The organism is Pilimelia terevasa, assembly GCF_014647915.1.
GTDB lineage: Bacteria > Actinomycetota > Actinomycetes > Mycobacteriales > Micromonosporaceae > Pilimelia > Pilimelia terevasa.
In genome coordinates this window covers 378,696-403,167 of sequence record NZ_BMQC01000003.1, presented here as the reverse complement: position 1 = coordinate 403,167, position 24,472 = coordinate 378,696, and the positions used below count along the sequence as shown (strand labels likewise).

The following is a 24,472-nucleotide window of genomic DNA, read 5'->3' as shown; positions in this document are numbered from 1 at the left end:
ACGCTGGAGAACGCTGCGCCACACTACCGTCAGCCCCCGCCGAATTGGTGACATCGTCGCCGCCGCGCTGCACCTGACCCATTTCGAGTACAAGTACCTACCCGAATCTTGCTGAGATCACTTCACTACAGGTTTGGATCTCCCCAGCAAGACCCGTGTGGCGGGGTGGTGTTGATGACGACGGCGAAGGCGGCTTCGTCGAGGCTTGCCGCGGTGGCGGAGCCGGCGGTCATCGGTGTCCGGCCGCCGCGGCGGTGCAGCCAACGGCCGACCGGCACGGCGAGGGCGGCGCGGGTGAGGATGCTGGCGGTGAACGCGCCGGTCACAGAGGCGGTGGAGGTGTTCAGTTCGGCGGCGAGCGGGGTGGGTAGGACGGCGCCGGCGTAGTAGCAGGTGCCGTAGCCGATGGTCTGGGGCGCCGCGAGGCCGCCGATGAGGACCCGACCTTCGTGCTGGTGGTCACCCGCAGCAGCCGCCGCCACCGCCGCTGGCCGCGGGGGCGAGGGTGATCAGCCCGGCTGCCGACGGCAACCCTCCTTCGCCGGCGGTGTCGGTGCTGGTGGCGTCGGCGGCGATGCGGACGGCGAGGTCGCCGTCGAGGCCGATCTGGTCGGCGGCGGCCCGGACGGCTGCTTCGGTGCTGGCGGCGGCGGCGAGCAGCGGCAGGGTGGCGGCGGCGAGCCGGGCCGGGATGGCCGGGTCGATGCCGTGCCGGTCGGCCAGGTCCTTCGCGGTGGCGTCGCTGTTCAGGTTGGAGGAGCAGACGCCGGTTTCGGGCAGGTCGAGTTGGATGTCGTCGGCGGCGGTGAAGTCCCCGGCCAGCGCTGCGGCGACCGAGCGGGCCTGCTCGTAGCCGGTGGCCAGCAGGAACGTCGGGGCACGGCCGTAGGACTTCATCCCGACCGCGTAGTAGTTCGGTTCGGGCTGGGCCAGCTCGCGGTGGCCGTGCGGGCGCACGGTGCCGCAGGAGTGTTCGTTGGGGTCGATCAGGTCGGCGAGTTCGCGGGTGCAGCCCAGGATCGGATCGAGGTCGAGGCGCAGTTCGTCGGCGATGCTGTGGTCGGGCCGGAATCCGGTGGCCGCGACGACGCGGTCGGCGGCCAGGGTGCGTCCGTCTCGGGCGACCAGCTCTACCCCGCTGGTGGTGGTGCGGCGGACGGTGTGGACGCCGAAGCCGTCGACGAGTGCGACGCGGCCGGCGTCGACCAGGGTGCGCAGGCCGGCGCCCAGCGCCCCGCGGGCGGGTAGCTGGTCGGCCTGCTCACCGCCGTAGGCGCGGGTCGCCGACGCGGAGCGGATGGCCCACGTGATTCGGGTGTCGGGCGCGGTCTCGGCGAGGACGGCGAGGTCGAGCAGGGTGTTCGCGGCGGAGTGGCCGGCGCCGACGACGACGGTGTGGCGGCCCGCGTGGGCCTGCCGGTCGGCTCCGAGGACGTCGGGTAGGGCGTGGTCGATCAGGTCGGCGGCGTCGGGTTCGCCGTGGGCGGGTAGGCCGTTGACGCCGAGCGGGTTCGGGGTGCGCCAGGTGCCGGCGGCGTCGATGATCGCGGCGGCGGGCAGGTCGGTGCCGTCGGCGAGGCGGATCACGAAGGGCTGGTTCTCCCGGCCGGCGCTGCGGACCCGGTCCACGCCGGCGCGGGCGATCGCCACGACCCGGGCGCCCAGCCGCAGGTTGTCGGCGATCGCGGGCAGCTTGCCCAGCGGCTGCAGGTACTGCTCCACGAGCTGCCCGCCGGTGGGTAGGGCCTCGTCGTCGGGGGCGGTCCAGCCGGCAGCGTCGAGGAGGCGGCGGGCGGCGGCGTCGATGTTGTACCGCCACGGGCTGAACAGCCGCACGTGCGACCACCGGCGCACCGAGGCGGCGATGCTGTCGCCGGCTTCCAGCACCACGAAAGGCAGGCCGCGCTCGTGCAGGTGCGAGGCGGCGGCCAACCCGACGGGCCCGGCACCGATCACTGCTACCGGCAGCTCCCGCGGCGATGCGGCCTGCTCGCTCGGGGATGCCGGGGCCGGCGTGATTGCGGCGGTCGAGGCGACGGTGGCTGCGGCGCCGCCGCAGCACCCGGCGGCGGCGGGAGGTTCGTGGCCGTCCGCGGCGCTGCTCTCACCGGGCTCCGAGTCGGCGGTGCCGGCTGGGGTGCCGCAGCAGCTTGCGCCGGCGGCGACAGCCTCGGTCTTGGCGACCGGGTCGCAGCAGGCTCCCGCGGCGGTCGCGGCGGTGGCGGTGCCGCAGCACGGCCCGGTGGAGCTGGCGGTGGTGGTGTTGTCGGTCATGGCGGGCTCCCGAAGTCGGTAGGGCGAGCGAAGGCGGGTCAGCGGAAGATCGTGGCGGTCGCGGCGGCATCCCGGACCGCGCGGCAGCGGGTCTGCGCTGGCAGGCGGGCGTGCACACCTGGCCACACGCGTCACAGAAGGCAACACGCAGCTTCGCCTTGCGGCGGCGGAAGATCGACATCACCACCACCTATTGTCTAGACAGATTTCGAATCAGAGTCCCAGCGTTGCACGCTGATTAGATATCTGTCAACCTAGAGGTATGTCGAAGCAGAACCTTCCGGTGGTGGACCTCAACGCCGCCGCATGCTGCCCACCCCTGGCAGTCCGCCCCATGGACGCCGAGCAGGCGGTGGCGGTCGCGCCGATGTTCAAGGCGCTCGGTGACCCGGTGCGGCTGCGGCTGATGTCGATGATCGCCTCCGCGCCCGAGGTGTGCGTCTGCGACCTGACCGATGCGTTCGACCTGTCCGGCCCGACGATCTCGCATCACCTGCGGGTGCTGCGCGAGGCCGGGCTGGTCGAGGGCGACCGCCGCGCCACCTGGGTCTGGTACCGGGCCCGGCCGGAGGCGATGCGTCAGCTCAGTGCCCTGCTGGAGACCGCCGCCGCTGCCTGATTGGTACGGCGTCGGTCGTGCGGATGGGCGCAGCAGGCGTTGGTTCGCCAGCGGCTGCCGGGGCGGGGAGGGCGCAGTCGTCGCACTGTTCGCCGCGCCAGGCTTGCCAGCCTTCGCGGGCGGCGACGGCCGCGATGGCGAGAGCGGCAACGGGGTCGGCCCAGGACCAGCCGAGTGTCGCGTTGAGGATCAGCCCGGCCAGCAGGATCACCGACAGGTACGTGCACAGCAGCCCCTGAGTGGAGTCGGCCAGTACCGTCGCGGACCGTAATTCCCGGCCGGTGCGACGCTTGGCCCACACCAGCGCCGGCATCACCACAACTGACAGGGCGGCGATCCCGATACCAACCGGCGACGGTTCGGCGTCGGCCTCACCCAGCAGGTGCCGGCAGTGAGGTCAACCCCGCCGGCTTGAGCGTCGAGCAGGTCCGGCCGATCCGCGACGCCCCGCAAGAGCGCGTCCGCACCCTGATCGCACAGCCGAACGTCACCACCGCTTGACCGGCCCACCCGCCCACAGTCCTTGTTCACCGAGAGCTTTGTCCAAGACCGGAGACCCCCTCTTGCACACCAACACCCTGTGGCGACGGCTGCTCGCCGAGTTCACCGGCACCGCCCTGCTCGTTACCGCCGTGGTCGGCTCTGGCGTGATGGCCACCAGACTTTCCCCGAACGACGTCGGACTGCAGCTGCTGCAGAACTCGACCGCCACGGCCCTGGCGTTGGGGGCGCTGATCCTGACGTTCGGTCCGGTCTCCGGCGCCCATTTCAACCCCGTCGTTTCGGCTGCGGACTGGTTCCTGGGCCGCCGCACCCGCACCGGCCTCACCGCGACAGACCTTGGCGGCTACGTGCTGGCGCAGACCGCCGGGGCGATCGCTGGGTCGATCCTGGCGAACCTGATGTTCGCCCTGGCCGCTGTCAAGCTGTCGGGCACCAGCCGCACGGGCGCGCACCTGTGGCTCGGTGAGATTGTCGCCACCGCCGGCCTGCTGCTGCTCGTCTTCGCCCTGGTCCGCTCCGGCCGCACCGCCGTCGCCCCCGCCGCGGTCGGCGCCTACATCGGCGCGGCGTACTGGTTTACCTCATCGACCAGCTTCGCCAACCCGGCCGTCACCATCGGCCGCGCGTTCACCGACACCTTCGCCGGCATCGCCCCTGCATCCGTACCCGGATACATCGTCGCCCAGCTTGTTGGGCTCGCTGTTGGCGTCGGCCTCATCGTCGCCCTGTACCCGGATGCCGGCGCGAAAGCCGATGACGTCATCGCCCCACACGCCGATACCGCGCGTCGGCGCAGGTCAGCCGGACGCCGACCGTAACCAGCCACCACCACCATCTGCCAACCACCGTTTGAAGGAGGCCCGTGATGGCTGACAAGCCCAGCGTGCTGTTCGTGTGCATCCATAACGCCGGCCGCTCCCAGATGGCCGCCGGCTGGCTACGCCACCTCGCCGGCGACACCGTCGAGGTCCGCTCCGCCGGCTCCGCACCCGCCGACACGATCAACCCCGCCGCCGTCGCCGCGATGGCCGAGGTCGGCGTCGACATCACCGACCAAACCCCGAAGAAGCTCGAATGGGAGACCGCTGAGACTTCCGATGTGATCGTGACGATGGGCTGCGGGGACGCCTGCCCGGTGTTCCCCGGCAAGCGTTACGAGGACTGGAAACTCGGCGACCCCGCCGGCCAGGGCATCGACGCCGTGCGCCCGATCCGCGACGACATCGAAAGCCGGGTCCGGGCGCTGCTGGCCGAACTTGTCCCGGCACACCCGCGATGACCGACATCCGCGATCTGATCATCATCGGTTCCGGCCCCGCCGGATACACCGCAGCCGTCTACGCGGGGCGTGCGAGCCTGCACCGGCTGGTCATCGAAGGCATGCAGTACGGCAGGGCGCCGATGACCACTACCGAGGTGGAGAACTTCCCCGGCTTCCCCGACGCAGTCATGGGTCCCTGAGGTGCCTGCGGCTGGCCGGGGTGGTCCGTGATCAGCCGGCGCAGCGACCGCGTCTGGCACGGCCTCGGACAGGGCCTCGGACGACTGCGGCAGATGACCCTGACCATCACCTCTCACGTCCGCGGTACAGCAGCCCACCCTTCGCCAGTCACGCGCGTCCCGCTACCCGCACCCGAGGGCACGGCCGGTCGGCAGCGGCTGCCGGTGCGGCCCATTGCGCGGTGCATGAAGGCGCCACCTCAAAGCCGTGACGCGAGGCGCGACCGATGCCGTCCGTAGTCGCGCCCGGAGCGGCCAGAACGGCGTGTCCGACAAGATCGCGTCGCCCGACCGATCGACTGGCTGGGCTGGTCGAGGTGCTTCGGCAGGCGCTGCAAAAGCGTCGTGCTCCTTGACCGCCATCATGTCGAGGCCCTGTCTGTGGTGCGGTGAGCCCGGCGGCCTTGTTGGCGGTGGCGGCCTATCGGAGCTTGTCGGAGCGCATCGCGATTCCGTGCCGCACCTAGGGCTCCTCGGCGCCCCAGTGTCTGAGTGCGAAGATCGCCTCGCGCAAGGCGAGCCCGCGATCGGTCAGCGTGTAGGCCCGGGTGTTGTGCCGGAGGGGCAGGCGGAACAGCACGCCAGCCGTTTCGAGTTCGCGCAGGCGGGTCGCGAGGATGTTCGTCGGCACGCCGAGGTCGCGCTGCAGATCGCCGTAGCGTTGTGGCCCGTCGAGCAGCCGTTCCACGATGAGCAGGGCCCACCGTGCTCCGACGATGTCGAGGGCCGCGGCGAGGTCGCTCACGCGGTCGGATGGGCGTCCGCCTTCATCCAGAACGGCGAGTAGTGGTAGCCGTCGGGGTCGTCGAATTGGCGCTGGTACATGAAGGGATAGTCGTCGGTGTCACCGATCCGGCCGCCGGCGGCGCCGGCGCGGTCGACGAGTTCGTCGACCGCCTCGCGGCTGCCGAGGTCGAAGGAGACCGTGACCTTCGAGGGCGTCTGAGGGCCGCCGATCAGCGCTTCGGCGCCGCCGACGCTGGCGTACATCTCGCGGCTGCCGAGCATGACGTACTGCTCGGGCGCGATCGCGAAGCACGACACGTTGTGGTCGGACATTTCGGCGTTGAGGGTCCAGCCGAGGGCGGTGTAGAAGGCGGTTGCGCGCGTGACGCTCTCGACCGGGCAGGTGATGAAAAGGCTCATGTAGCCGACACTTGCAAAATACAAGTGACAAGTCAAGTCCCGGCCGCGCGCTCCTGGGCGACAAACGCCGCCATGATCGTGCTCACCGACAGCGGCAGCTTCACCACCGCGATACCGCAACGCATCGACGGCCGGATCGTGAAGGTCACCGGCCCGGTCTCTGGTGACGAAGCCGCGGGCCGGCGCCTGAACTTGACTACCAGCGCGAGGCGACCGTGGTACGGGCGGGCGTTAGCTGCTCGCGCCTGGGCGGCGAACGGGCGGCGTTCCATGTCCCCCACGGGGGCAGATCGTCGGGTCGCCGGTCATTCGGTCATTGTTCCGGCTTCGGGTGCACGCGGATGAGGGTTTGCTGGCCCGCGGCGACGAGCGTCGTCGCGGTGACGTCGGTGCTGAAAACCTCTAGCTGGCAGATGGTTAGCGTCCGGCCGGCTCTGAGGACTGTGCCGACCGCTTCGAGGCGGTCGCCAGCCGCCGGCGCCAGTAGGTTGATCTTGTACTCGACGGTGAGGACCTCGGCGTCCTCGGGGAACAGGGTGAGGGCGGCGTATCCGCCAGCGGTGTCGGCGATGGCGCTGGTGGCTCCGGCGTGGATGTAGCCGTGCTGCTGGGTCACATCGGGCCGGGCGTCGAGGGCGATGTGCACGCGTCCGGGTCCGATGTGGGTCAGCCGGGCGCCGAGGTGCCGCATCAGGCCCTGCCGTTCGAAGCTGGCGGTGATCCGCTGCCGGACGGCGGGGCTAGCGGCTTCGTTCTTGTCCTCTTCCACGGGGTTCCTTCCCGGCGCGCCCTGCTGTCGGTGTCGGGTGCTGGTTGACCGCTTGTTCTACCAGCAGCACTACGTCGATTATGACAATGGCGGCACCGGAGAAGCGGGTCACCGCGGGCGCTGCCCTCGTTGCCGGTCGGCGGGGTGGCGGGTTTGCCGAGCATGCGTTCCCCTCCGTCCGGACCTGCGCTTGCCAGGGGTGGACATGGGCAGCAGTGACCGGGTCCCGACGCGGCACACCGGCAAGGACAGCGTGCGTGACCCTGCACGATCTACTCGGCGCGGCCACCGTGCCCGGCCCCACGTGCTGGTCGGTCACTCCTTCGGCGGACTACTGGCGGCCAACGCCGAAACCTACCCCGCCGAGGTGAAAGGGCTCGTGTTGGTCGACCCTTCGCTGCCGCATCAGGTCGATCTATACGATGCAATCCTTGAACGTGAGCGTGCCGCGGCCAGAGCCGCGGACGAGCAGAATCCCGCTTTGATGAGGGTCTGGTCGGCGGTCTTGGTCCACCGGAATGGTTCGCATCGCTGGTTGTAGGCGTCGATGAATGCTCGGATCGCGCCGATCAGGTCGGGCACCGAGGTGAACGTCCCGCGGCGGATGGCCCGGCGCCGGAGTCGTCATCGGTTCCATTTTCGTCGCCAGCGCACTAGGAGTGCTGCTGCTGCGCACGGACGTTCCATTGGTCGTAGTCTGAGTCGTCTATTAGTACGGTGGCCGCGAGGCTACCGTGAGTTCGTGACTGAGTCGCCAAAATGTTGCACGGATCGAGCGTTGGTCATTGAGGTGATCTCAGCAAGTCTGCTGGAGCCGCGCGGAGACGACGCGGGCGTCACGTCCGTAGCGGACGATGATGGAGGCGCGGGGCGTCGGAATAGACAGGTTTGCGACAGTGGATTCGCCATCCTCACCGGCCGTTGGCGTACCCTCAGACACACCACCGCCAGCGCCGCCAACTCGGTCGGCGCTTGTGCTTGACACTGCGAACACTCCGGCTCTCACCAGGACGAACGGGGTTCCTGACGCTGGCCGGCCGGGTGGACGGGACTGTGACGGGACCGGCTGCGATCAGACTCCTATGAGGTCACTGCCCGCCCGGCCAGCACCACCGGTGGTGCGCCAGCTAAGCGGACGACGGACCAACAGCAAGGACACCCGAACCGCGGGCTCAGTCGTCAGTAAAAGTCAGGCCATTAACAAACTACGTGAATCGGGCGCCCTGGTCGCCCTGTCATGAATCTGTCATGGTCCTTCATGCATTCTCCTCTTGTCAGCACGTCGCCCTACCGAGCGGCTTCACCAAGTCCGCGGGGCACCCGACCTGCTCTCGCCGGACCGAGGTCCAGTTCAGGTGTCCGGCCCGAAGATTGCCGCGACTGTTTGACCTACGAATTCCCCACCTGTGATCTCGGAGGCGGTTCCCTCGCCGCCACTGCGCGAAGTCACGAAGGAGCGCCTCCATGACGATGGTGTCAACGCCATCACCCGCCCCGGTCGCCTGGTACCTGGCCCCTCCGCAGGAGTCCGCCGGGACGAGCCAGCACGGCATCGCCGGAGCACCGGCCCACCATGGTGAACTGCTGCAGGGGGTGTTCGCCGTCGACGGCGAACTACGGAGGGCACTGGTCAGTCTTGCCCATCCCGGTGCCGGCACCGTTGCCACGTTCCGTCCGCAGAGCAGTCCCGGCCTCTCGGTCACAGACGCCTCGCTGACCAAGGTGCGACGGGCCGCCGAACTGACAATGGACGAACTCCGTGCGTTGCCGACAGCTCCGGCCGGCGGCGTGGTGGAGATCGTCAGCAACGTGCCCCGCGGGGTGGGGATGGGCTCCTCCACCGCTGACGTCGTCGCCACGATCCGGGCGGTCGCCGACTATCACGGCGCGGAACTCCCGCCACACACGGTGGCGCGCCTCGCCGTGGCGGCTGAACGCGCCAGCGACTCCATCATGTTCGCCGACCAGGTGGTGCTCTTCGCGCATCGGGCCGGCCGTCTTCTCGAGACACTCGGGACGGCGCTGCCGCCACTGATCGTGCTCGGGTGCAACACGGGCGCCGACGGGGTGGACACGCTGGAGCACCCCCCGGCTGAGTACGACGAGCGCGAAGTGGCCACCTTCGGTGTGCTGCGCGCCGCGCTGCGCCGCGCCGTCGCCACCGGCGACTGCCGGCTGCTCGGGCGGGTGGCCACGGCGAGCGCACGGCTCAACCAGCGCTTTCTGCCGAAACCGCAGTTGGAGGTGCTGATCGAGCTGTGCCTCCGGCACGGTGGCAGCGGCGTGCAGGTCGCACACAGCGGCACGGTGGCGGGGCTCATGTTCGACGCACGGTCACCCGACGTGCAGAACGCGGTGCACGCCTCGACCGTAGAGCTGGAACGCCTCGGGTTGCAGGTCACCACGGTGCTGCGGACGACGACCGATGCGGTACGCCCGGCGGTGCGTGCCCGATGACCATCGTCGTGCCCTTCCCCGAGGTGACCGCGGCGGAGGAGATCCCGAAGGTGATCCGCCTCTCCCACAACCTGTACGCCCTCTCGTTCTCCCTGATGAAGCTCATCCCCGCCCGCTACATCCTGCGTCGCGCCGTGGCGGACGGCCGGATCGGCGCCGACACCGTGATCGTGGAGACCACCTCCGGCACGTTCGGCCTGGCCCTCGCGATGCAGGCGGCCCAGCTCCGGCGCCGACTCGTGCTGGTGAGCGACCCGGCGATCGACGACCGGCTCCACCGCCGGCTGACCGACCTCGGCGCGGTCGTCGAGCGGGTCCGGGGCGAGGCTGCGGTCGGCGGGTACCAGCAGGCCCGGCTGGACCGGCTCGCCGAGGTCCAGGCCGAACGCCCCGATCACTTCTGCCCGCAGCAGTACTCCAACACCGACAACCCCCGCTCGTACGCACTCGTCGCGGAGATCCTCGCCGAAGCGCTGGGCCAGGTCGACTGCGTGGTCGGCCCGGTGGGCTCGGGTGGCTCGATGTGCGGGACGGTCGCTTTCCTGCGCTCGCTGACGCCCGACTGCGTCGCCGTCGGGGTCGACACCCACCACAGCGTCCTTTTCGGGCACCCGGATGGTCACCGTGGCCTCCGCGGCCTCGGCAACAGCCTGATGCCGCAGAATCTGGATCACCGCACCTTCGACAGCGTGCACTGGTGCTCCGATTCGCTCGCCTATCAGGCAACCCGCCTCCTGCACCGACGACACTCTCTGTTCAAGGGTCCGACCAGCGGGGCCGCCTACCAGGTGGCGCGCTGGTGGGCGGCGGCCAATCCCGACGCGGTGACCGTGGCCATGCTCCCGGATGACGGGTCTCGCTACCAGGACACCGTCTACGACGACGGCTGGCTGCGGGACGGTGGGCACCTCCGCCCACCCCTGCCGGACGAGCCCCGACCGGTCAGCGACGCGGGCGACGCTTCCGGGCAGTGGACCAGCTTCGCCTGGGAGCGGCGCACGCTCGACGATGTGCGGGCGGTCGCCCGGTGAGTGGGGGCGGGCGGCTCACCAGCCACCTCGACGCCAGGATCCACCGGGTGATCTACGGTGTCCTGTCTCCGGCCGAGATCGCCGACGAGTTGCGGGCGACCGCGACCGTCGACCGCGCGCACCTGATCATGTTGGCCGAGAGCGGGATCGTGGACCACGAACCGGCCACCGGGCTGCTGCGCTGTATCGCTGAGTTGACGGCAGTTGATTTCGCCCCGCTCGTGGACCGCCCTCTTCCGCGCGGCCTCTACCTCATGTACGAGGCATACCTGGCCGAGCGGCTCGGCCCTGACGTGGGCGGTGTGCTGCACACGGGACGCTCCCGCAACGACCTGAAGGCCACCATCACCGCGATGCGGTTGCGGGATCAGGTGCTCGACCTCGTCGGGCAGGCCGGCCGGCTCCAGGCCGCGCTGCTCTCCCGGGCCCGCGTCTACCGGGACGTGCTGATGCCGGTACACACCCACTTCCAGGCGGCGATGCCGATCACGTACGGGTACTACCTGATCGGCATCGCGACGGCGGTGTCGCGGGACATCCGCGCACTGCGGCACGCAGCGGAAGGGCTCGACACCTGCCCTCTCGGCGCGGGCGCTGTCGCGGGTACCGACCTTCCGATCGACACGAACCGCACAGCCGCACTGCTCGGTTTCGCCACCGGCCCGCGGCACGCACTCGACGCCGTGGCCGCGCGGGACGCGGTGCTCCGGGTCCTCGCCGCCGCGGCCGGACTCGCGGTGACGCTCAGCCGGCTAGCCGCCGACCTGCAGTCGTGGAGCACGGTCGAGTACGGTTTTCTCCACTTCCCGGACCGGCTGGTCGGCGGCAGTTCCGCGATGCCGCAGAAGCGCAACGTGTTCCCGCTGGAGCATCTTCGCGCCAAGGCCGGCCGGGCCATCGGCGCCTGGACGGCAGCGGCCGGCACCATGAAGGCGACGCCGTTCACCAACTCGATCGAGGTGGGCACGGAGGCGGTCGCGGACGCCTGGCCCGGCATCGAAGCGGTGCTCGACGCGCTGCTGCTGGCACAGTCGATGGTCCTCGGGGCCCGCCCTGACCCGGAGCGCATGCGCGACCGGGCGGAGAACGGTTTCACCACGGCCACCTGGTTGGCGAACCGGTTGGTCCGCGGCGGCGTCCCGTTCCGGCAGGCACACTCCCTGGTCGGGGACGCGGTCCGCCGTGCGATCGAGGCGGGTAGCTACGACGTGCGCCCGTTCGGGCCGTCCGGCTGGCTCGACCGCGTGGACGTGGCCGGGGCGGGCCTTGCGGAGGTGGTGCAGCAGCAGCGGTACGGCGGCGGACCAGGTGACTTCGACGGCGCGGCCGCCGGCCCCGTCGCTGAGTGGCGGGGCCACACGGACTGGCACACGCGGTACCGCCACCGCCTGGAGCGGGCCGCACGCGAACTGGCCGCCGCCGCGGCCGCCTTCACCGATCCTGCACCCCGCGGAGCTGACACCCATGCGTGACAGGCCCTGGCTCGTGCTGGTGGAGAGCAACACCACCGGCACCGGGCGCCTTTTCGCCACCACCGCGCGCGCCCTGGGGCTGAGCCCCATCCTGCTGACCGCGGACGAGACCCGCTACCCCTATGTGGTGGTCGACGGCCTGCCGTACCGCCGGGTCGACACCAGCGACGAGGCGCTGCTCCACCGGACCTGCCGGAGTCTCACCCGGCAGGCGCCGATAGCGGCGGTCATGTCCTCCAGCGACTACTTCGTGGCGACCGCCGCGCGGGTCGCACACCATCTGGGACTGCGCGCTCCTGATCCTGAGGCGATCGCTCGGTGCAGGGACAAGGCGGCCCAGCGTTTCGCCCTTCGTGGCCGGCCCTGGTCGGTACCGTTCGCTGAATGCCGCGACGTGGGGTCCGCTGTCGAGGCGGCCGCCGAGCTGGGCGGCGATGTCGTACTGAAGCCGGCGCTCGGTTCCGGCTCCGAGGGCGTGCGCGCCTGCAGCGGAGCGGACGAGGTCGCGGTGTGGGCCCGGCGGCTGCTGGCGGTCACACACAACGAGCGCGGCCTGCCCGTCGTCCCGCGGATCCTGGTCGAGGAGCGGGTCCACGGCCCGGAGTTCTCGGTGGAGTTGATCGACGGCACGGTCTACGGGGTCACCGCCAAGCACCTCGGTCCGCCGCCGTCGTTCGTCGAGACCGGCCACGACGTCCCCGCTCCGGTTCCTGCGGCCGACCGGGCAGCTCTGGCCGCGGTCGCGCGGGAGGCCTGCGCCGCGGTCGGTCTGCGCAGCGGGGCGGCGCACGTGGAGCTGCGGCTGCCGAGAGGCGGACCGAGACTGATCGAGATCAATCCACGGCTGGCCGGTGGCATGATCCCCCATCTCGTGCGCCTGGCCACCGGACACGACATGATCGCCGCGAGCATCCTGTCCGCCGCCGGCCACCCGCTCCCACTGCCCGACCGCCGTTCACTGCACCACGCGGCGATCCGCTTCATCACCGTGCCCGGGGACGGCCGCGCGGCCGACCTGGACCCGCGGGCCGCGTGGGACGTCGCGGGCGTAGTCGACGTCTGGCTGGCCGCCGACCGCGGACAGCGATGTGCGAGGCATGACTCTTTCCGGGACCGCATCGGCCACGTCATCGCACTCGGCGAGGACACCGCGGACGCCGCCGACGCCGCCGAACGCGGTCGGGCGGCGATCGTAGGGCCGCACCCGGTCTCGACCACTCGTTGACAGCCGGTCCCCGTCGCCTCTGGAGGGCATCATGGCGCCACTGCGAGTCGCGCTCCTGCGCGCCGACGACCACCACCACCGGTACCTGGAGACGGCGCTCCGCTGCCGCTTCGAGGTGGTGTTCTGCGCCGTCGAACCGGGCCGGGCCAAGGTCCGGCGGCTCCGGCGCCGCCGCAGGTACCGTGACTACGCCTACGCGAAGTACCACGACATCCGCCGCAGCGTCACCGGCAAGGACCGGTATCGGCGGGAGTACTTCCGCCACGTCCCCGACCTGTCGGGTGGCGAGGGCACCGTCCTCGTCGACTCGATCAACGCGCCCGAGGTCGCCGCCGGTCTCGCCGCCGCGCGGGCCGACGTGGCCGTGGTGATCGGCTGCTCCATCCTCGGCGACGCCGTCCTGGCTGCCGCGGGTTCCCGTGTGATCAATCTGCACGGGGGCTTCCTGCCCGACTACCGGGGCAACCACTGCGTGTTCTTCGCGATGTACCACGGCGAGCCGGAGAAGGTCGGCGTGAGCATCCACTACGTGGATGCCCGCATCGACACCGGACCGCTGATCCAGGTGGTCCGGCCGCCCCGCCACGGTGACGAGACCGCGGAGCAGCTCTACTGCCGTGCCGAGAAGCTGGCCGTCCACCGCCTCGTCGGGCTCCTGGACCGGCTGGCCGGCGGAGCGGAACTGCCGGGCGAGTCGCAGCCGGCGCGCGGTCGGACGTTCCGCACGAGAGACCGCGGCCCCACCCACGACGTGCGGATGTGGGTACGCCGGCGGTCGGCGCGCACCCGGCGCGCCGGGTGACCGGCGGGCCGGGTGCCGCGACGACCGGTCCAGAGCCCGGGCGGCGTACGGGCGCCGGCGTGCTGGCCGCGACCGGGGCGTACGGCGTCTGGGGCCTGCTGATCCTCTACTGGCCGCTGCTCGAACCGGCGCCCGCGCTGGAGATCCTCGCGCACCGGGTCGTCTGGTCGCTGGTCATCGTGGCCGTCGTGCTGGCTGTCCAGCGCGATCTGCGGTGGATCCGTACCCTCCACCGCCGCCCGCGTCAGGCGGCGTTGCTGGCCGCGGCGGGCTGCCTGGTCGGGGCGAACTGGGGTCTCTACATCTGGGCGATCAACAGTGGACACGTCGTCGAGGCGGCCCTGGGCTACTACATCAACCCGCTGTGCAGCGCGCTACTGGGCCTGCTGGCGCTCCGGGAGAAAATGACCGGCGCGCAGTGGGTCGGCGTGGGCCTGGTCATGGTCGGGGTGGTCTGGTTGGCGGCCGGCGCCGGACGACCACCGTGGGTGGCGGTCGGGCTGGCCGCCACATTCGCCTGCTACGGGCTGCTCCGCAAGTGGGCCGCGGTGCCGAGCTGGCGGGCGCTGGCCGTGGAGACCTTGATGCTCGCCGCCCCGGCGGCCGCGTACCTGACTTTTCTGGCAGCGACCGGGCAGAGCCACTTCGCCGACTCCCCGGCGGGGGCACTGCTGCTCGCCAGCACGGGCCTTGTCACCGCGCTGCCCCTCGCGCTCTTCGGCTTCGCGACGGTCCGCACCCCGCTCGTGGTGATGGGTATGCTCCAGTACCTTCTCCCGACGGTCCAGTTCGTGATCGGCTACTACTGGTTGCGCGAGCCGGTCAGCCCCACCGAGATCGGCGCGTACTGCTTCGTGTGGGCTGGCGCGGCGGTCTCCCTCGTGTCGTACGCCCGGAGACAGGTGCCCCGCTCCCGGCTGGCCGACCCACCCGCACCCGAGCAGCTCTCGCGGGCCGACACCAGCCGCTGGCACCCGCTGGAGGAGAAGCCCGCGCCGGCTCTGGCCCCACAGGGATCTGTCGAGAGAAGGCCCCGGCACACCTTCGACTGTCGCGGCGAGTGACGGCCGGTGCCGCAGTGTCGGCCGGACGACGGTGCAGTTCGGACAGTGGCCCCCCCGCAGCCCCACGCTGAGTAACCACCGGATGTGTGCCGGAACCGGGCGCCCGACAGACCCGCTGCCGCGGGCCCCGGCCTTGGTGTCACGGAGCTGTCATCGACCGTACGGGAGGCTCAGCGCCGGGGCCGGCCGCGGCTCGCGGACGATGAGGTGGAGGAGCTGTGGAGTATCCGAGCGAGTTCGACGCCCCGGGGGTCCGGCTGCGCGCCTACCGGGACGAGGACACGGCCGGGGTGCTGGCCATCGGGCGGGACCCGGAGACCATTCGCTACACGCCGGGCGCGTCGGGCGACCGCGACGCCGAGGCGGTTCGGACCTGGATCCGGGTGCACTCCCGCTCCCGCTGGGCGGAGGGCCGGTACGACTACGCGGCGGCCGATCCCCAAACCGACGAGTTCCTGGGAAGCGGCTACCTGCGCGTGACCGCGCGGTGGGCCAGCGGCGAGATCGGGTACCTGGTCCGGCCGACGGCGCGGCGGCGGGGGGTCGCGACCGCGATGACGCGGGCCCTGGCCGACCTGGGGTTCGCCCGCGGGCTCCGGCGCATCGAGCTGCGGACGATGTGGGAGAACGTCAACAGCCAGCGGGTGGCCCTGGCGGCCGGCTTCCGGCGCGAGGCGGAGCTGCGCGCGGCACTGCCGGGCGACAGCGGCCACAGCCACGACGTCATCGTCTGGAGCCGCCTGGCCGCCGACGACGGCGCCCGGGTGCCGCCGCTGCTGCCGCCGCTGCCGGCCGGGGCGCTCTCGGACGGCGTCGTGACCCTGCGCGGCGTCGGACCTGGCGACGCGGCCGCGGTGCGGGCGCTGGTCGGACCGGACGGCGGGTGGGGGGCGCCGCCCGGGCACGACCTCGTCACCTGGTGCGCCCGCTCGCCGGCCCGCTGGCTGGCCGGCGAGCGGGCCGACCTGCTCGTCCTCGACGCCCCCACCGGCGCTCCGGTGGGCCTGCTCGCGCTGGACAGGTGGGAGCCCGCGGCCGGCCACGCGGTTCTGTGCGCGGCGGCGGTGCCGCAGGAACGGCGGCAGGGCGACGGCGCGCGGGCCGTCGCCCTGCTGGCCGCGTGGGCGTTCAGCGCCGGCGCGGCCCGGCTGGCCGCCGTGGCGGCCGCGGACGACATCGCCTGGCAGCGGGTGCTGAGCGGGGCGGGCTTCCAGCCGCAGGGGCGGCTCGCCGCCTTCCTGCCCCGGCCGGGCGGGGCCTGGGCGGACGCGTTCAGTTACGCGCTGCTGCCGTCCTACCAGTCGGCGGCCGGCTGACCACCGGCGCCGCCGGCCAGGTGGGGGCCGAGGGGGTACCGGGCGAGGCGGACAGGGACGCCGTCGGCGATCCGCCACCACGCCAGTTCCCGGGTGTCGTCCGGCGGTCCGAGGACGGCTCGCCGGGCCGCCTCGCTCACCCGCCGCAGTGGGGTCGCGTGGCGTAGATGGTGCTGGTTCCGGCGGCGCCGCCCGTCCCGGCGGGCGACATCGCCGGCGAGTGCCTGCCAGTCGCCGGTCGCCGTCTCGGCCAGCCGGTCGCCGAGCCCGGCCGTGGCGGCACCCGGCGCCCAGCAGACCACGTCGACCTGCTGCGCGCGGCCCGCGATCGTGGTGCGCCCCCCGGGCCGCCGGCGGGGCTCGCCGGCGGCGTCGACGATAGGGCCCTCGTCGGCGAGGAGCGCGTCGAGGACAGCCGAGTCGACCCCGCGCGGGCGCACCAGCGTCACCGCGAGGATGCCGTCCAGCCCGGCGACGGCGCTCAGGGGCGGGCCGGCGGCGGGGCGGCTGCCCGCCGTCGGCGGGTCGGCCGGGAGCGGGGCGACGGTGCCGAGGGTCGCCACCACCTCCGGTACCGGGGACGGCGGTCCGGCCAGGAACAGGCGGGCCGCGGCGGGCACGTACCGCGTCACGGCGAGGGCGTCCACGTCGGCCGGCGTGATCCGGCGTACCGACTCCGTCGTGGTGCGGCCCACGGCGTCCAGCCCCGGCTCGGCGGCGGCCGCGGCGGCCAGCAGCGGACCCAGCCGGAGCAGGGGCTGGTGGTCCATCCGCCGGGTCTCCAGGAGGACGGCCTGCCGCTCGCCCTCGAACACCCGCCGGTCGGCGGGGGGCCGGCGGCCGGCGGCGATGGCCAGCAGCCGGCGCAGCAGCGGCGCGACCCGGACGGGGTCGCCGGCGGCCTCGAAGCAGGTGCGGTCGACGTCGGTGACGGCGAGCAGGGGAATTCCGGCGCCCGGTCCGGCCGGTGCCGCGAGCCCGTGCAGGTGCTCGGCCAGGTGCGCGGTCCCCGACAGACCCGCGGGATCGTCGCGCGAGCCGCAGTCGACCACCAGGCAGGCAGCGAAGGAGCGGGCCCACGGCAGGACCTCGTACCGGACGGCGAGGCCGCCGGCGTTGAACGCCCGGATCCCCGCGGACCGCGGCCCGGTCATCGGATCTCCTGGTAGGCGTCGGCGAGCTGCCGGCGGTGGCGCGGGTCGAACACCCCGACGGCGGCGACCGCCGGCGGGTCCGGGGCGAGGCACAGCGGGGGCGGGTCGGTCAGGAGGCTCACCGCCGCGCAGCGCTCGGCGACGAGTCGCTCGCCGTGCGCCCGCCGTCGGGCCTCGTCCACCAGCCCGAACGGTCCGTCCAGCGCGGCCAGCAGCCCGGCTCGGCTCCGCCAGCGGGCCACGTCCCACTCGGATCTCGGTACGCCGCCGGCCAGCCCGCGCAGCGTGGTCGCCAGCACCCGGACGGCCGCCGCCGCGTTCTCCGCGGCGACGGTGGCCGTGGCGCCGATCGAGGCGGTGCGGTCCTCCGCCCAGCAGGTCGCGGTGAAGCCGTAGGCCAGGGCGTGGCGGTGGCGCAGTTCCCGGTGCAGCCGCCCGTCCGGCCCGTTGCCCAGGACTTCGACCAGGACGTCGAGCAGGTCCGGCGCGGGGTCCGCCACGGCCAGCCGGACCGCGACGCGGGCGTCGCTGCCCGGGTGGTCGGCGACGGCCAGCCCGCCGGACCATCCGCGGCCGGCCACCGGCTCCGCGGCTGCCGCGGCGGGGGACGCCGCGGCGGGAGGTCCCGGGACGGCGGCTTCGTCGTGGACCCACGCGCGGGCGGTGAGGTCGTCGAGCGCGTGCCGCAGGTCCGCGGCGGTCACCGCCGCCAGCGTCGCGGCCGACCCGAGGACGTCCTCCTCGGGCGTGCCCCAGGCCGCACGTTCCAGGACCCGCCCCACCCGGGCCAGCGGGGTGTCGAGGCGGCCGCCGGACGCGGCCGCCTGGCGGGCCCGCAGTGCGTCGAGCACGGCCAGGCCGGCGTCCCCGTCGGGCAGCCGGGCCGACCGCAGATCGCCGAGGATGTCGTCGAGGTCGGCCGGGTCCGAGGACCAGAACGCGAACGACGAGCACCGCGCGGACAGCCGGTGCCGGGTGTGCCAGCCCAGCGCGGCGGCCCGCGCCGCCGCGCCCCCGTTGGCCGGGCTGGTCAGCACCCGGGCGGCCAGGCCGGCCAGGCCGGCCCGGCCGGGCGGGTCGTCGCGGTGGCCGGCCGGCAGGTCGACGATCCGGGCGGCGCCCGGCCGCGCGGCCGCCGTCACCGCGGGCCGCCGACCGCCGCGACCGGGTGCGGGACGGGGTGGGGCCGGGCCGGCGCGGGGTCCTCGCGGCAGGCCCGCCACGCCCACGGTCCGGCAGCGGCCGAGGCCAGCGCGCCGCCGACCGCCACCAGCACCAGAGTCGGCACCCACGTGCTGAGCAGCGCCGCCGCCGCTATGCCGGCGAACTGCCACCCGGCGACCCAGGTGCGGCGGAAGGCCCCGACCCGGCCCCGGAGCACGGGGTCGGGTCGGACCTGGCAGTGCAGGCTCGGGCCGAGTGACACCAGATAGGCCTGCACACCGAGCAGGACGCCGGCCGCGACGGCGAACAGCGGCTGGCGGCCGTGTGCGGCCAGCAGAGCGGCGGCCAGCGCTACCGGGCCGGTGGCGAGCACGGAGACCAGGAGCAGCCGGCTCGCCGGCAGGTGCTTGCGGAGTCGCGCCATCGTCGCGGTCACCGCCATGCACCCCAGGCCGGCACCGAGCCCGAACAGGCCGGGGGCGCGGGCCGGGGCATGGGCGCCGAAGTGGAGGATGACCAGCTCGGCGGCCGCGCCGAAGCAGAGGTACCAGGGGGCCTCGGCAGCGAGCGTCCGGCGCAGGACGGGGTCGGCGCGCAGCGCGGTGACCCCCTCGCGCAGGCGAGCCCGCGCCCGGCTCGCCGGTGCCCCGCCCGCCCGGCCGGCGGCGCCCGGGACCCGCGGCAGGCAGGCGGCCGCCACGAGGTAGGAGATCGCGTTCAGCCAGATGACCGCGCGGATGCCGTACCCCGCCAGGAGCGCCGTGCCGACCAGCGGGCCGACGGTCATCGCGACGGCGACCGAGGCGTTCAGCAGGGAGTTGGCCGCCAACAGCCGGCCGGCGGGTACCAGGTCCGGCAGCATCGCCATGAACGCCGGGAGGCTGAGGGCCGCCAGCACCTGGACCAGCAGGAGCTGACCGTAAACCAGCGGCAGCCGTTCGGCGTCGGCGGTCAGCGCCATCGAGGCGGTCACCGCGAACGCGCCGAGATCGGCCGCGAGGACGAGGCGCCGGCGGTCGAACCGGTCGGCGAGCACGCCGGCGAACGGGGAGCAGACGAGCCGCGGCAGCGCGAACACCGCGAACGCGGCCAGCCCGGCGACGGTCGACCCGGAGACGTGCCGGATCCACAGCGGCAGCGCGATGACCTGGAAGGCGCCGCCGAGCAGGGACAGCGAGCGCCCGAACCAGATGATCTGGAAGGTGGCGCCCAGCGCGGGCGTGGCGGGGCTAGCCATGCGCTCGCCGCGCCCGCTCGGCGGCCCAGCCGCGCTGGGACTTGCTGGTGCGGTCGCGTGGGCGGCCCAGCCGCTCGTCAATCGCGCGGGCGAGGCCGTCGAGCGCGGCCAGCGCGGCCGGCAGCGGCGAGTTGACCTCGATCTCCAGGCAGGTGTACCGGCTGCGCCGCTCCCGCGCGACCTCGGGGCCGCCGAACTCCACCGCGTCGAGACTGCAGAAGACCTCGGTGCCGTCGACGGTGCGCCCGAACCGCTTGTACCGCCGCTGGACGGCGACGCCGGCCGGCCGCGGGACCCCGGTGAGGAGGCCGAGCCGGCGGGCGTAGGCCACGGGCAGCGACCGGTCGTGGCGCAGCGGGACGCCCGGCCGGTGCGCCAGGCGCTGGCGGATCTCCAGGCCGTCCCGCCAGCCGCGGTAGCAGACGGTCTGCTTGAACGCGACCACGCAGGCCGTTGACGGACCGCCGCCATTGACGACGACACTCAACGAGTGGCCGGCGGCAGCGAGGCTGCCGTTCCCGTCGTCGAGGTAGAGCGCCGACTGCAGGTAGTCCCGCGGCCGGCCGTACGGGGTCAGCAGATCGGGGAACAGGGTGGCCTCGACCAGGCCGGCGGGGTCGTCCGCCTCGGCGGCGGTGAGTTCCCACTTGCACTCGTGCTCGATGCCGATGTGCACGTCGTCACGGTCGAGCTCGGGGTACGGGGGCAGGGTGGCTTCCATTGTCGTGTCGCCTCCGGGACAGGTGTCCGGTCAGGCCGCTGTGGCCTGCGGCAGCGTGAAAACGTCGATGCCGGCCGGGTCGTCGATGCGCAGGGCGCGCATCGCCGCGGAGCGCACCTGCGCCGCGCACTCGGATCCCGGCCGGAAGTGGCCCGACTTCAGGTTCGCGACGACGAAGACGCAGCGCGGGGATCCGACCACCACCAGTTCACCGGCGGCGGTGGCGCGCAGGCGCTCCGGCACGAGCATCGGGTGCACGACCCGGTCCGCCGGCCGGGGCCCGCCGGGCGCCCAGCCGAACGTCAGGTCCGCCACGTCCCGCGGCTCGGGCCAGACCAGCAGGACACCCTCCTCGTCGACCACGTACAGGTACGACGCGCCGAGCCGGAGCACCCGCAGGGCCGCCGCCCGGTCGGTGACCGCGACGGCCCGCCGACCGCTCGCACCCAGCCGGGCGCGGTACGCGCGTTCGAAGTGGTCCCGGTCGAACTCGATGACCGTCGGGCCGGTCGCGACCGTCCGGTGGAGGACGCGCTCGGCGCCGAGCACGCCCGCCGTGTCGAACCGGCTCTGGATGGCGGGGCCGAGCTCGCCGACCCGCCGGGCCACTACGGCGCAGCGGCTGTCGTCGGCGAGGAGCCGCCGCATCGACACCAGCTCCTCGTACAGCAGGAACGTCACCGCCTGCGACTGCGCGCCGTAGCGGACCGCCAGGTCAGCGCGGACCTGGGCGAACCGCGCTATCACCGCGGTACCGGCCGACTGTGACCGCACTGGCTGTCTCCCCTCGATGTCCCGGGGTGGCGGCGCGGGCGGCGCCGCGCCGCCACCCCGGGGAACTGCCGCTCCGCCGCTGGCGGAGCGCCTCCGTCAGCCCTGGGTGTCGGAGAACGTGGCCTGCGTCATCGACAGGGCCTGGGTGCCGTACTCGGTCGCGTCGACGGCAAGCAGGCTCTCGACGATGGCGTCGACCCGGTGCAGTTCGGCGGCGGCGGTCTCGGTCATGACTTCTCCTTAGTGGAGCGGAACGTACTGACGGAGACGAGCATGCGACCCGACCCATGACAATTCGGTGACACGCGCTCCTCCCGATCCGGCCGCCGACTTGGGGACGGTCAGCCCTCCGAGCTACCGGGGGAACCTCACACCGCGTTTTCCGGTTGTCGGGCGGTCGGGTGGCTACCTCTGGCTCCTGATGGGGCGAGCGGCGGGCAGCGCGGCCACTACGCGTGCGGTGGCTTGGTGGAGGAGCGTCTCGTCGACCGGCTCCATGATGGCCGTGAATGTGATCTTGACGAGATGGTGACCGCGGCGGACCATCAGGTGGGTCATGGTCCCGGAGATCGGGCGGGGACCGTTGATGAGTGTTGCCACATCGGCGCGCCACGCCTGGTCGCCGAGTGTCGGTGCGGCCGCGGGGCGTGGGGTGAAGCGGATTCCCGAGAGTTCGTAGCTGGGGCAGGCGGCGCGGTCTGCCTCGGCGGCAGTGAACAGCGACGGGGCCACGGGGTGGGCGTAGGTGCTGACGGTGACGAACAGCAGTGACCTGGAAACGTTCATCGTTGCCGGCCGGGTCTCGTAGCTGGCCGTGGCCGTCGCCCGTTGGCTCGGGTCCCATGCGTGTAGTGCGCGGTCCTCGGCGAAGGCCGCGCAGCGTCCGGCCCGCGAGGGCGGTTCCGGCAGGGCCGGGGTGGCCCGCGAGGGCGGTCCCGGCCGGGTCCGGGTGGCGTGTGGCTGCCAGTACCTGGGGAGCACATCGGCGGTCAGCGCGGCTACCTGGGCGACCTCCGCCGGCCCGAGCGGCCGGCCGGCCGTGGCGGGGGTGGGCGAGGCGAGGGCGGTCGGGTCGGGCCGGGTGGGCGGGCCGGACCGGACTGTGGGCGCGGTGACGGGTGCGGTGTATCCGCCCGGCACGCCGAGGACGGTCACCGCGGCGCATGCCAGGGCCGCCGCCCCGATGGGGGCCGCTGGTGCCCGAAGCCATGCGCGGACCGCGCCGACCGGCGCCGGCCCGGCGCCCGGTTGGGCAGTCCGGCGCGGTGTGGCGTCCTCGGCCAGCACGGCCAGGGCGGTGACGGCGGCGGCGAGATACCCGAACCAGACAAGGGGAGCGCCGACGAAGGTGCGTACCGTGACGGGGCCGACGGCGAAGCCAGCCGCCGCCCAGTACGCCAGCGCAGCCAGGCCCGTACCGAGCACCGCCAGGGCGCCCCCCAGGACGGCCGACGGGCTCGTGGCGGCCGAGCGTCGACGCAGCCCGGCCGCCACGATGACGCCTCCGACCGTCAGCGCCACCGACTGCACCACCTGCAGGCTGCGTAGCGTCCCGTCGAGGGTTCGTGGCGGATGGGTCCACAGGTACAGCAGGGCGGCAGCGGCGCCGACAGCCGTAACCGCGGCAGGCGTCCACACCGCAGCCTGCCAGCGGAAGGCGCGGACCCGTACCGCCAGCACGGCCGCCACCGGCAGCGCCGCCGCCAGGTACGGCCACGGGGCGGCGGGCAGTGCGTACACCCACCAGCCGCGCAGCGAGCTCCCCCCGTTGAGGGAAACGACGACCGGCGGGACCGGCCACAGCAGCGCGACGGCGACCGCGGCGGCAGCCGCGTACATCGCCGCCCGCCACCGCGGGCCCGACCGGGTGCCGCGGGCAGCGACGAGTCGGGCGACAACCACGCACGTGGCCGCGGCGGCGGCCACGGCAACGGCCCCGACCACCGTCGCGACCAGGCCGTAGTCCGACGAGGGCGGGACAGGCAGTCCCACGACCGCGGTCGGGGCCAGCAGCCGGCCGCCCGCCGCCCCCGCCGCGGCGGCCAACACCGGACGCCACCAGCGCGCGGCGGCGCCGCCGCGGCGCGCGGACCGGGCGTGACGGGCGAAGCCGGGAGTCAGCCCCAGGCCGAGCAGGACGCCACCCACGACCCCCGGGGCCACCCACATCTCACCCGTGGCGTCGAACTGCTGGGCGAGCTGGTGGCCCAGCACCATGGACAGACCAGCCACAAGCCCCACGGCCCCCGCCTGACCGGCCGTCCCATCGCTGGTGGCCTCGGCGCGCCGCAGCGACGCGACCCGCTGCGCCGGGCGCGGATGCCGGGCCAGTACCGAGGTCAGCCGGCCCCATCGGCCCACAGGGGACGTGCGGTCGGCGCCCAACGCGGCGACCAGCGGCGCCGCACCGGCCCACGCGGCGGCGACCCGGTCGGCGTGACGCTCGCGCATCCGCAGCAGCGCCGCCGCCAGGCAGGCGGCCAGCAGCGCCAGAACGGCCGCGCGGCCGGTCGACTCCCCGAGGATCAGCAGGTCCGCGCCCGGCGTCCACAGCGTGGGGGCGTTGGCGGCAAGGAGGGCCGGCACCAGCACCCAGGCCAGGCCCCGCGCGACCGCGACCCAGGCGACGTCGCGTGCCGCCACGTGCGCCAGTTCGTGGTGGACGACCGCGTCGAACCGCCGCGACCGGTCCAGCGCCACCGCCAGGGGCAGGACCACCACCGGACGCCCCCGCACAGTCCCGGTGGTGAACGGCTGCCGAACCGGCGGCGGCGCGACCACCAACACCGGACCGCGCCGGCCGGTGAGCCCACGGGCAGCGCACAGCGCGGCGAACCGGTCGTACGCCGCGGGCGCGAGCAGGCGGCCCGCGTACCGGCGCACGCGCCACCGGTCCCAGCGCGGCACGACGGCGACCACCGCGGCGAAACCGAGCAGGACAGCGGCGGCTCCCGCGGTCATCACCCAGGCACGGCCCCGCTGGGTATCGGCCACGCAACGCAGAAAGCCCAGGTCCACCGGGCCGGCAGAGCCGCCGCCGACGGCGATGCCCAACGCCCGTTCGCAGGCGGTGACCGCCCGCCCGTACGACAGGGCCAGCGGCCAGTGCGAGTCGAAGAAGATGCTGCCGGCCGCGGCGCCGACACTGGCGACCAAGGCCACGATCAACCCGTACAGCCAGATCAGCGACGCCGGCCGCAGCGCCGTGGCCGGGACGGGTGAGTCCGGCGGCCCGCTCATCGA

23 protein-coding genes and 2 pseudogenes are annotated in these 24,472 nt (G+C 73.4%); 12 read left to right on the top strand and 13 right to left on the bottom strand.

Annotation, left to right across the window (positions count from 1 at the left end; translation table 11 throughout):
- Positions 1-125: 125 nt before the first annotated feature.
- Positions 126-482 carry a hypothetical protein gene (locus IEY75_RS07055; RefSeq protein ID WP_189113369.1) on the bottom strand — a complete coding sequence of 119 codons (357 nt, stop codon included), beginning with the start codon at positions 480-482 and terminating at the stop codon, positions 126-128.
- Positions 460-2,274, bottom strand: a complete 1,815-nt coding sequence (locus IEY75_RS07050; RefSeq protein WP_229789409.1) for an NAD(P)-binding domain-containing protein — start codon at positions 2,272-2,274, stop codon at positions 460-462. The genes IEY75_RS07055 and IEY75_RS07050 overlap by 23 nt, the downstream gene beginning before the upstream one ends.
- Before the next feature lie 262 nt (positions 2,275-2,536).
- Here IEY75_RS07050 and IEY75_RS07045 point away from each other — a divergent pair, with 262 nt between their 5' ends.
- Positions 2,537-2,893, top strand: a complete 357-nt coding sequence (locus IEY75_RS07045) for an ArsR/SmtB family transcription factor (protein ID WP_189113368.1) — start codon at positions 2,537-2,539, stop codon at positions 2,891-2,893.
- Here IEY75_RS07045 and IEY75_RS07040 read toward each other — a convergent pair.
- Positions 2,859-3,281, bottom strand: a pseudogene (locus tag IEY75_RS07040) (cation efflux transmembrane domain-containing protein); the annotation flags it as partial. The gene IEY75_RS07045 and the pseudogene IEY75_RS07040 sit on opposite strands and share 35 nt — an antisense overlap.
- Before the next feature lie 175 nt (positions 3,282-3,456).
- Between IEY75_RS07040 and IEY75_RS07035 the strand changes: the two are divergent.
- From IEY75_RS07035 to IEY75_RS21395, 3 genes and pseudogenes are all read left to right on the top strand, one after another.
- Entirely contained in the window at positions 3,457-4,215 is a 759-nt protein-coding gene (locus IEY75_RS07035; RefSeq protein ID WP_189113367.1) for an aquaporin, read from the top strand.
- A gap of 47 nt (positions 4,216-4,262) precedes the next feature.
- Positions 4,263-4,676 (top strand): arsenate reductase ArsC, encoded by a 414-nt coding sequence (locus IEY75_RS07030; RefSeq protein ID WP_189113366.1) that lies wholly within the window; start codon positions 4,263-4,265, stop codon positions 4,674-4,676.
- A pseudogene (locus IEY75_RS21395) lies at positions 4,673-4,855 on the top strand (NAD(P)/FAD-dependent oxidoreductase); the annotation flags it as partial. The gene IEY75_RS07030 and the pseudogene IEY75_RS21395, both read left to right, overlap by 4 nt.
- Positions 4,856-5,360: 505 nt before the next feature.
- On the opposite strand, the gene IEY75_RS07020 reads toward IEY75_RS21395, so the two are convergent.
- The 3 genes from IEY75_RS07020 to IEY75_RS07010 form a co-directional block, all read right to left on the bottom strand.
- Entirely contained in the window at positions 5,361-5,642 is a 282-nt protein-coding gene (locus tag IEY75_RS07020) for a winged helix-turn-helix transcriptional regulator (protein ID WP_189113365.1), read from the bottom strand.
- Complete coding sequence (locus IEY75_RS07015; protein WP_189113364.1) at positions 5,639-6,043, bottom strand: VOC family protein; 405 nt, start codon at positions 6,041-6,043, stop codon at positions 5,639-5,641. Before IEY75_RS07015 ends, IEY75_RS07020 begins: the two co-directional genes overlap by 4 nt.
- A gap of 313 nt (positions 6,044-6,356) precedes the next feature.
- Positions 6,357-6,812, bottom strand: coding sequence for a PaaI family thioesterase (locus IEY75_RS07010; RefSeq protein WP_229789408.1), 456 nt, complete (start codon positions 6,810-6,812; stop codon positions 6,357-6,359).
- On the opposite strand from IEY75_RS07010, the gene IEY75_RS21390 reads away from it, so the two are divergent.
- The 8 genes from IEY75_RS21390 to IEY75_RS06970 all read left to right on the top strand — a co-directional run bounded on the left by IEY75_RS21390 (position 6,703) and on the right by IEY75_RS06970 (position 16,179).
- Positions 6,703-7,353, top strand: coding sequence for an alpha/beta fold hydrolase (locus IEY75_RS21390; RefSeq protein WP_189113362.1), 651 nt, complete (start codon positions 6,703-6,705; stop codon positions 7,351-7,353). The genes IEY75_RS07010 and IEY75_RS21390 overlap by 110 nt on opposite strands.
- 923 nt (positions 7,354-8,276) lie before the next feature.
- On the top strand, positions 8,277-9,269 hold the full coding sequence (locus tag IEY75_RS07000; protein WP_189113361.1) for a GHMP family kinase ATP-binding protein: 993 nt from the start codon (positions 8,277-8,279) through the stop codon (positions 9,267-9,269).
- Positions 9,266-10,300 (top strand): pyridoxal-phosphate dependent enzyme, encoded by a 1,035-nt coding sequence (locus tag IEY75_RS06995; RefSeq protein WP_189113360.1) that lies wholly within the window; start codon positions 9,266-9,268, stop codon positions 10,298-10,300. The genes IEY75_RS07000 and IEY75_RS06995 overlap by 4 nt, the downstream gene beginning before the upstream one ends.
- Positions 10,297-11,772, top strand: coding sequence for an argininosuccinate lyase (argH, locus tag IEY75_RS06990; RefSeq protein WP_189113359.1), 1,476 nt, complete (start codon positions 10,297-10,299; stop codon positions 11,770-11,772). The genes IEY75_RS06995 and argH overlap by 4 nt, the downstream gene beginning before the upstream one ends.
- A complete protein-coding gene (locus IEY75_RS06985; protein ID WP_189113358.1) occupies positions 11,765-12,997 on the top strand; it encodes an ATP-grasp domain-containing protein in 1,233 nt (410 codons plus the stop codon). The genes argH and IEY75_RS06985 overlap by 8 nt, the downstream gene beginning before the upstream one ends.
- Positions 12,998-13,028: 31 nt before the next feature.
- Complete coding sequence (locus tag IEY75_RS06980; RefSeq protein ID WP_189113357.1) at positions 13,029-13,799, top strand: formyl transferase; 771 nt, start codon at positions 13,029-13,031, stop codon at positions 13,797-13,799.
- Positions 13,757-14,863 (top strand): EamA family transporter RarD, encoded by a 1,107-nt coding sequence (gene rarD, locus IEY75_RS06975; protein ID WP_229789406.1) that lies wholly within the window; start codon positions 13,757-13,759, stop codon positions 14,861-14,863. Before IEY75_RS06980 ends, rarD begins: the two co-directional genes overlap by 43 nt.
- Positions 14,864-15,081: 218 nt before the next feature.
- The gene (locus tag IEY75_RS06970; RefSeq protein ID WP_189113356.1) at positions 15,082-16,179 is read left to right on the top strand and encodes a GNAT family N-acetyltransferase; all 1,098 of its coding nucleotides are present in this window, start codon (positions 15,082-15,084) and stop codon (positions 16,177-16,179) included.
- On the opposite strand, the gene IEY75_RS06965 is transcribed toward IEY75_RS06970, so the two are convergent.
- The 7 genes from IEY75_RS06965 to IEY75_RS06940 all read right to left on the bottom strand — a co-directional run bounded on the left by IEY75_RS06965 (position 16,158) and on the right by IEY75_RS06940 (position 24,469).
- A complete protein-coding gene (locus IEY75_RS06965; protein ID WP_189113355.1) occupies positions 16,158-17,333 on the bottom strand; it encodes a peptidase M16 family protein in 1,176 nt (391 codons plus the stop codon). The genes IEY75_RS06970 and IEY75_RS06965 overlap by 22 nt on opposite strands.
- Entirely contained in the window at positions 17,330-18,475 is a 1,146-nt protein-coding gene (locus IEY75_RS06960) for an insulinase family protein (RefSeq protein WP_189113354.1), read from the bottom strand. The genes IEY75_RS06965 and IEY75_RS06960 overlap by 4 nt, the downstream gene beginning before the upstream one ends.
- Positions 18,472-19,734: an MFS transporter gene (locus IEY75_RS06955; protein WP_189113353.1), complete on the bottom strand. Its 1,263-nt coding sequence runs from the start codon at positions 19,732-19,734 to the stop codon at positions 18,472-18,474. Before IEY75_RS06955 ends, IEY75_RS06960 begins: the two co-directional genes overlap by 4 nt.
- Positions 19,727-20,455: a hypothetical protein gene (locus IEY75_RS06950; protein WP_189113352.1), complete on the bottom strand. Its 729-nt coding sequence runs from the start codon at positions 20,453-20,455 to the stop codon at positions 19,727-19,729. Before IEY75_RS06950 ends, IEY75_RS06955 begins: the two co-directional genes overlap by 8 nt.
- 30 nt (positions 20,456-20,485) lie before the next feature.
- Positions 20,486-21,202 (bottom strand): hypothetical protein, encoded by a 717-nt coding sequence (locus IEY75_RS06945; RefSeq protein ID WP_189113351.1) that lies wholly within the window; start codon positions 21,200-21,202, stop codon positions 20,486-20,488.
- 123 nt (positions 21,203-21,325) lie between these two features.
- Positions 21,326-21,460 (bottom strand): hypothetical protein, encoded by a 135-nt coding sequence (locus IEY75_RS21250; RefSeq protein WP_268244332.1) that lies wholly within the window; start codon positions 21,458-21,460, stop codon positions 21,326-21,328.
- Positions 21,461-21,634: 174 nt separating this feature from the next.
- Positions 21,635-24,469, bottom strand: coding sequence for a M48 family metalloprotease (locus IEY75_RS06940; protein ID WP_189113350.1), 2,835 nt, complete (start codon positions 24,467-24,469; stop codon positions 21,635-21,637).
- Positions 24,470-24,472 lie beyond the last annotated feature (3 nt).

Excerpts from the sequence above, each read along its gene's own strand:
- IEY75_RS07050 (WP_229789409.1), bottom strand. The coding sequence starts at position 2,274 with ATGACCGACAACACCACCACCGCCAGCTCCACCGGGCCGTGCTGCGGC.
- IEY75_RS07015 (WP_189113364.1), bottom strand. The coding sequence starts at position 6,043 with ATGAGCCTTTTCATCACCTGCCCGGTCGAGAGCGTCACGCGCGCAACC.
- IEY75_RS07045 (WP_189113368.1), top strand. The coding sequence starts at position 2,537 with ATGTCGAAGCAGAACCTTCCGGTGGTGGACCTCAACGCCGCCGCATGC.
- IEY75_RS21250 (WP_268244332.1), bottom strand. The coding sequence starts at position 21,460 with ATGACCGAGACCGCCGCCGCCGAACTGCACCGGGTCGACGCCATCGTC.
- IEY75_RS06985 (WP_189113358.1), top strand. The coding sequence starts at position 11,765 with ATGCGTGACAGGCCCTGGCTCGTGCTGGTGGAGAGCAACACCACCGGC.
- IEY75_RS06955 (WP_189113353.1), bottom strand. The coding sequence starts at position 19,734 with ATGGCTAGCCCCGCCACGCCCGCGCTGGGCGCCACCTTCCAGATCATC.
- IEY75_RS06950 (WP_189113352.1), bottom strand. The coding sequence starts at position 20,455 with ATGGAAGCCACCCTGCCCCCGTACCCCGAGCTCGACCGTGACGACGTG.
- IEY75_RS21390 (WP_189113362.1), top strand. The coding sequence starts at position 6,703 with ATGTGGGTCAGCCGGGCGCCGAGGTGCCGCATCAGGCCCTGCCGTTCG.
- IEY75_RS06995 (WP_189113360.1), top strand. The coding sequence starts at position 9,266 with ATGACCATCGTCGTGCCCTTCCCCGAGGTGACCGCGGCGGAGGAGATC.
- IEY75_RS06940 (WP_189113350.1), bottom strand. The coding sequence starts at position 24,469 with ATGAGCGGGCCGCCGGACTCACCCGTCCCGGCCACGGCGCTGCGGCCG.
- IEY75_RS06980 (WP_189113357.1), top strand. The coding sequence starts at position 13,029 with ATGGCGCCACTGCGAGTCGCGCTCCTGCGCGCCGACGACCACCACCAC.
- IEY75_RS07000 (WP_189113361.1), top strand. The coding sequence starts at position 8,277 with ATGACGATGGTGTCAACGCCATCACCCGCCCCGGTCGCCTGGTACCTG.
- IEY75_RS07030 (WP_189113366.1), top strand. The coding sequence starts at position 4,263 with ATGGCTGACAAGCCCAGCGTGCTGTTCGTGTGCATCCATAACGCCGGC.
- IEY75_RS06965 (WP_189113355.1), bottom strand. The coding sequence starts at position 17,333 with ATGACCGGGCCGCGGTCCGCGGGGATCCGGGCGTTCAACGCCGGCGGC.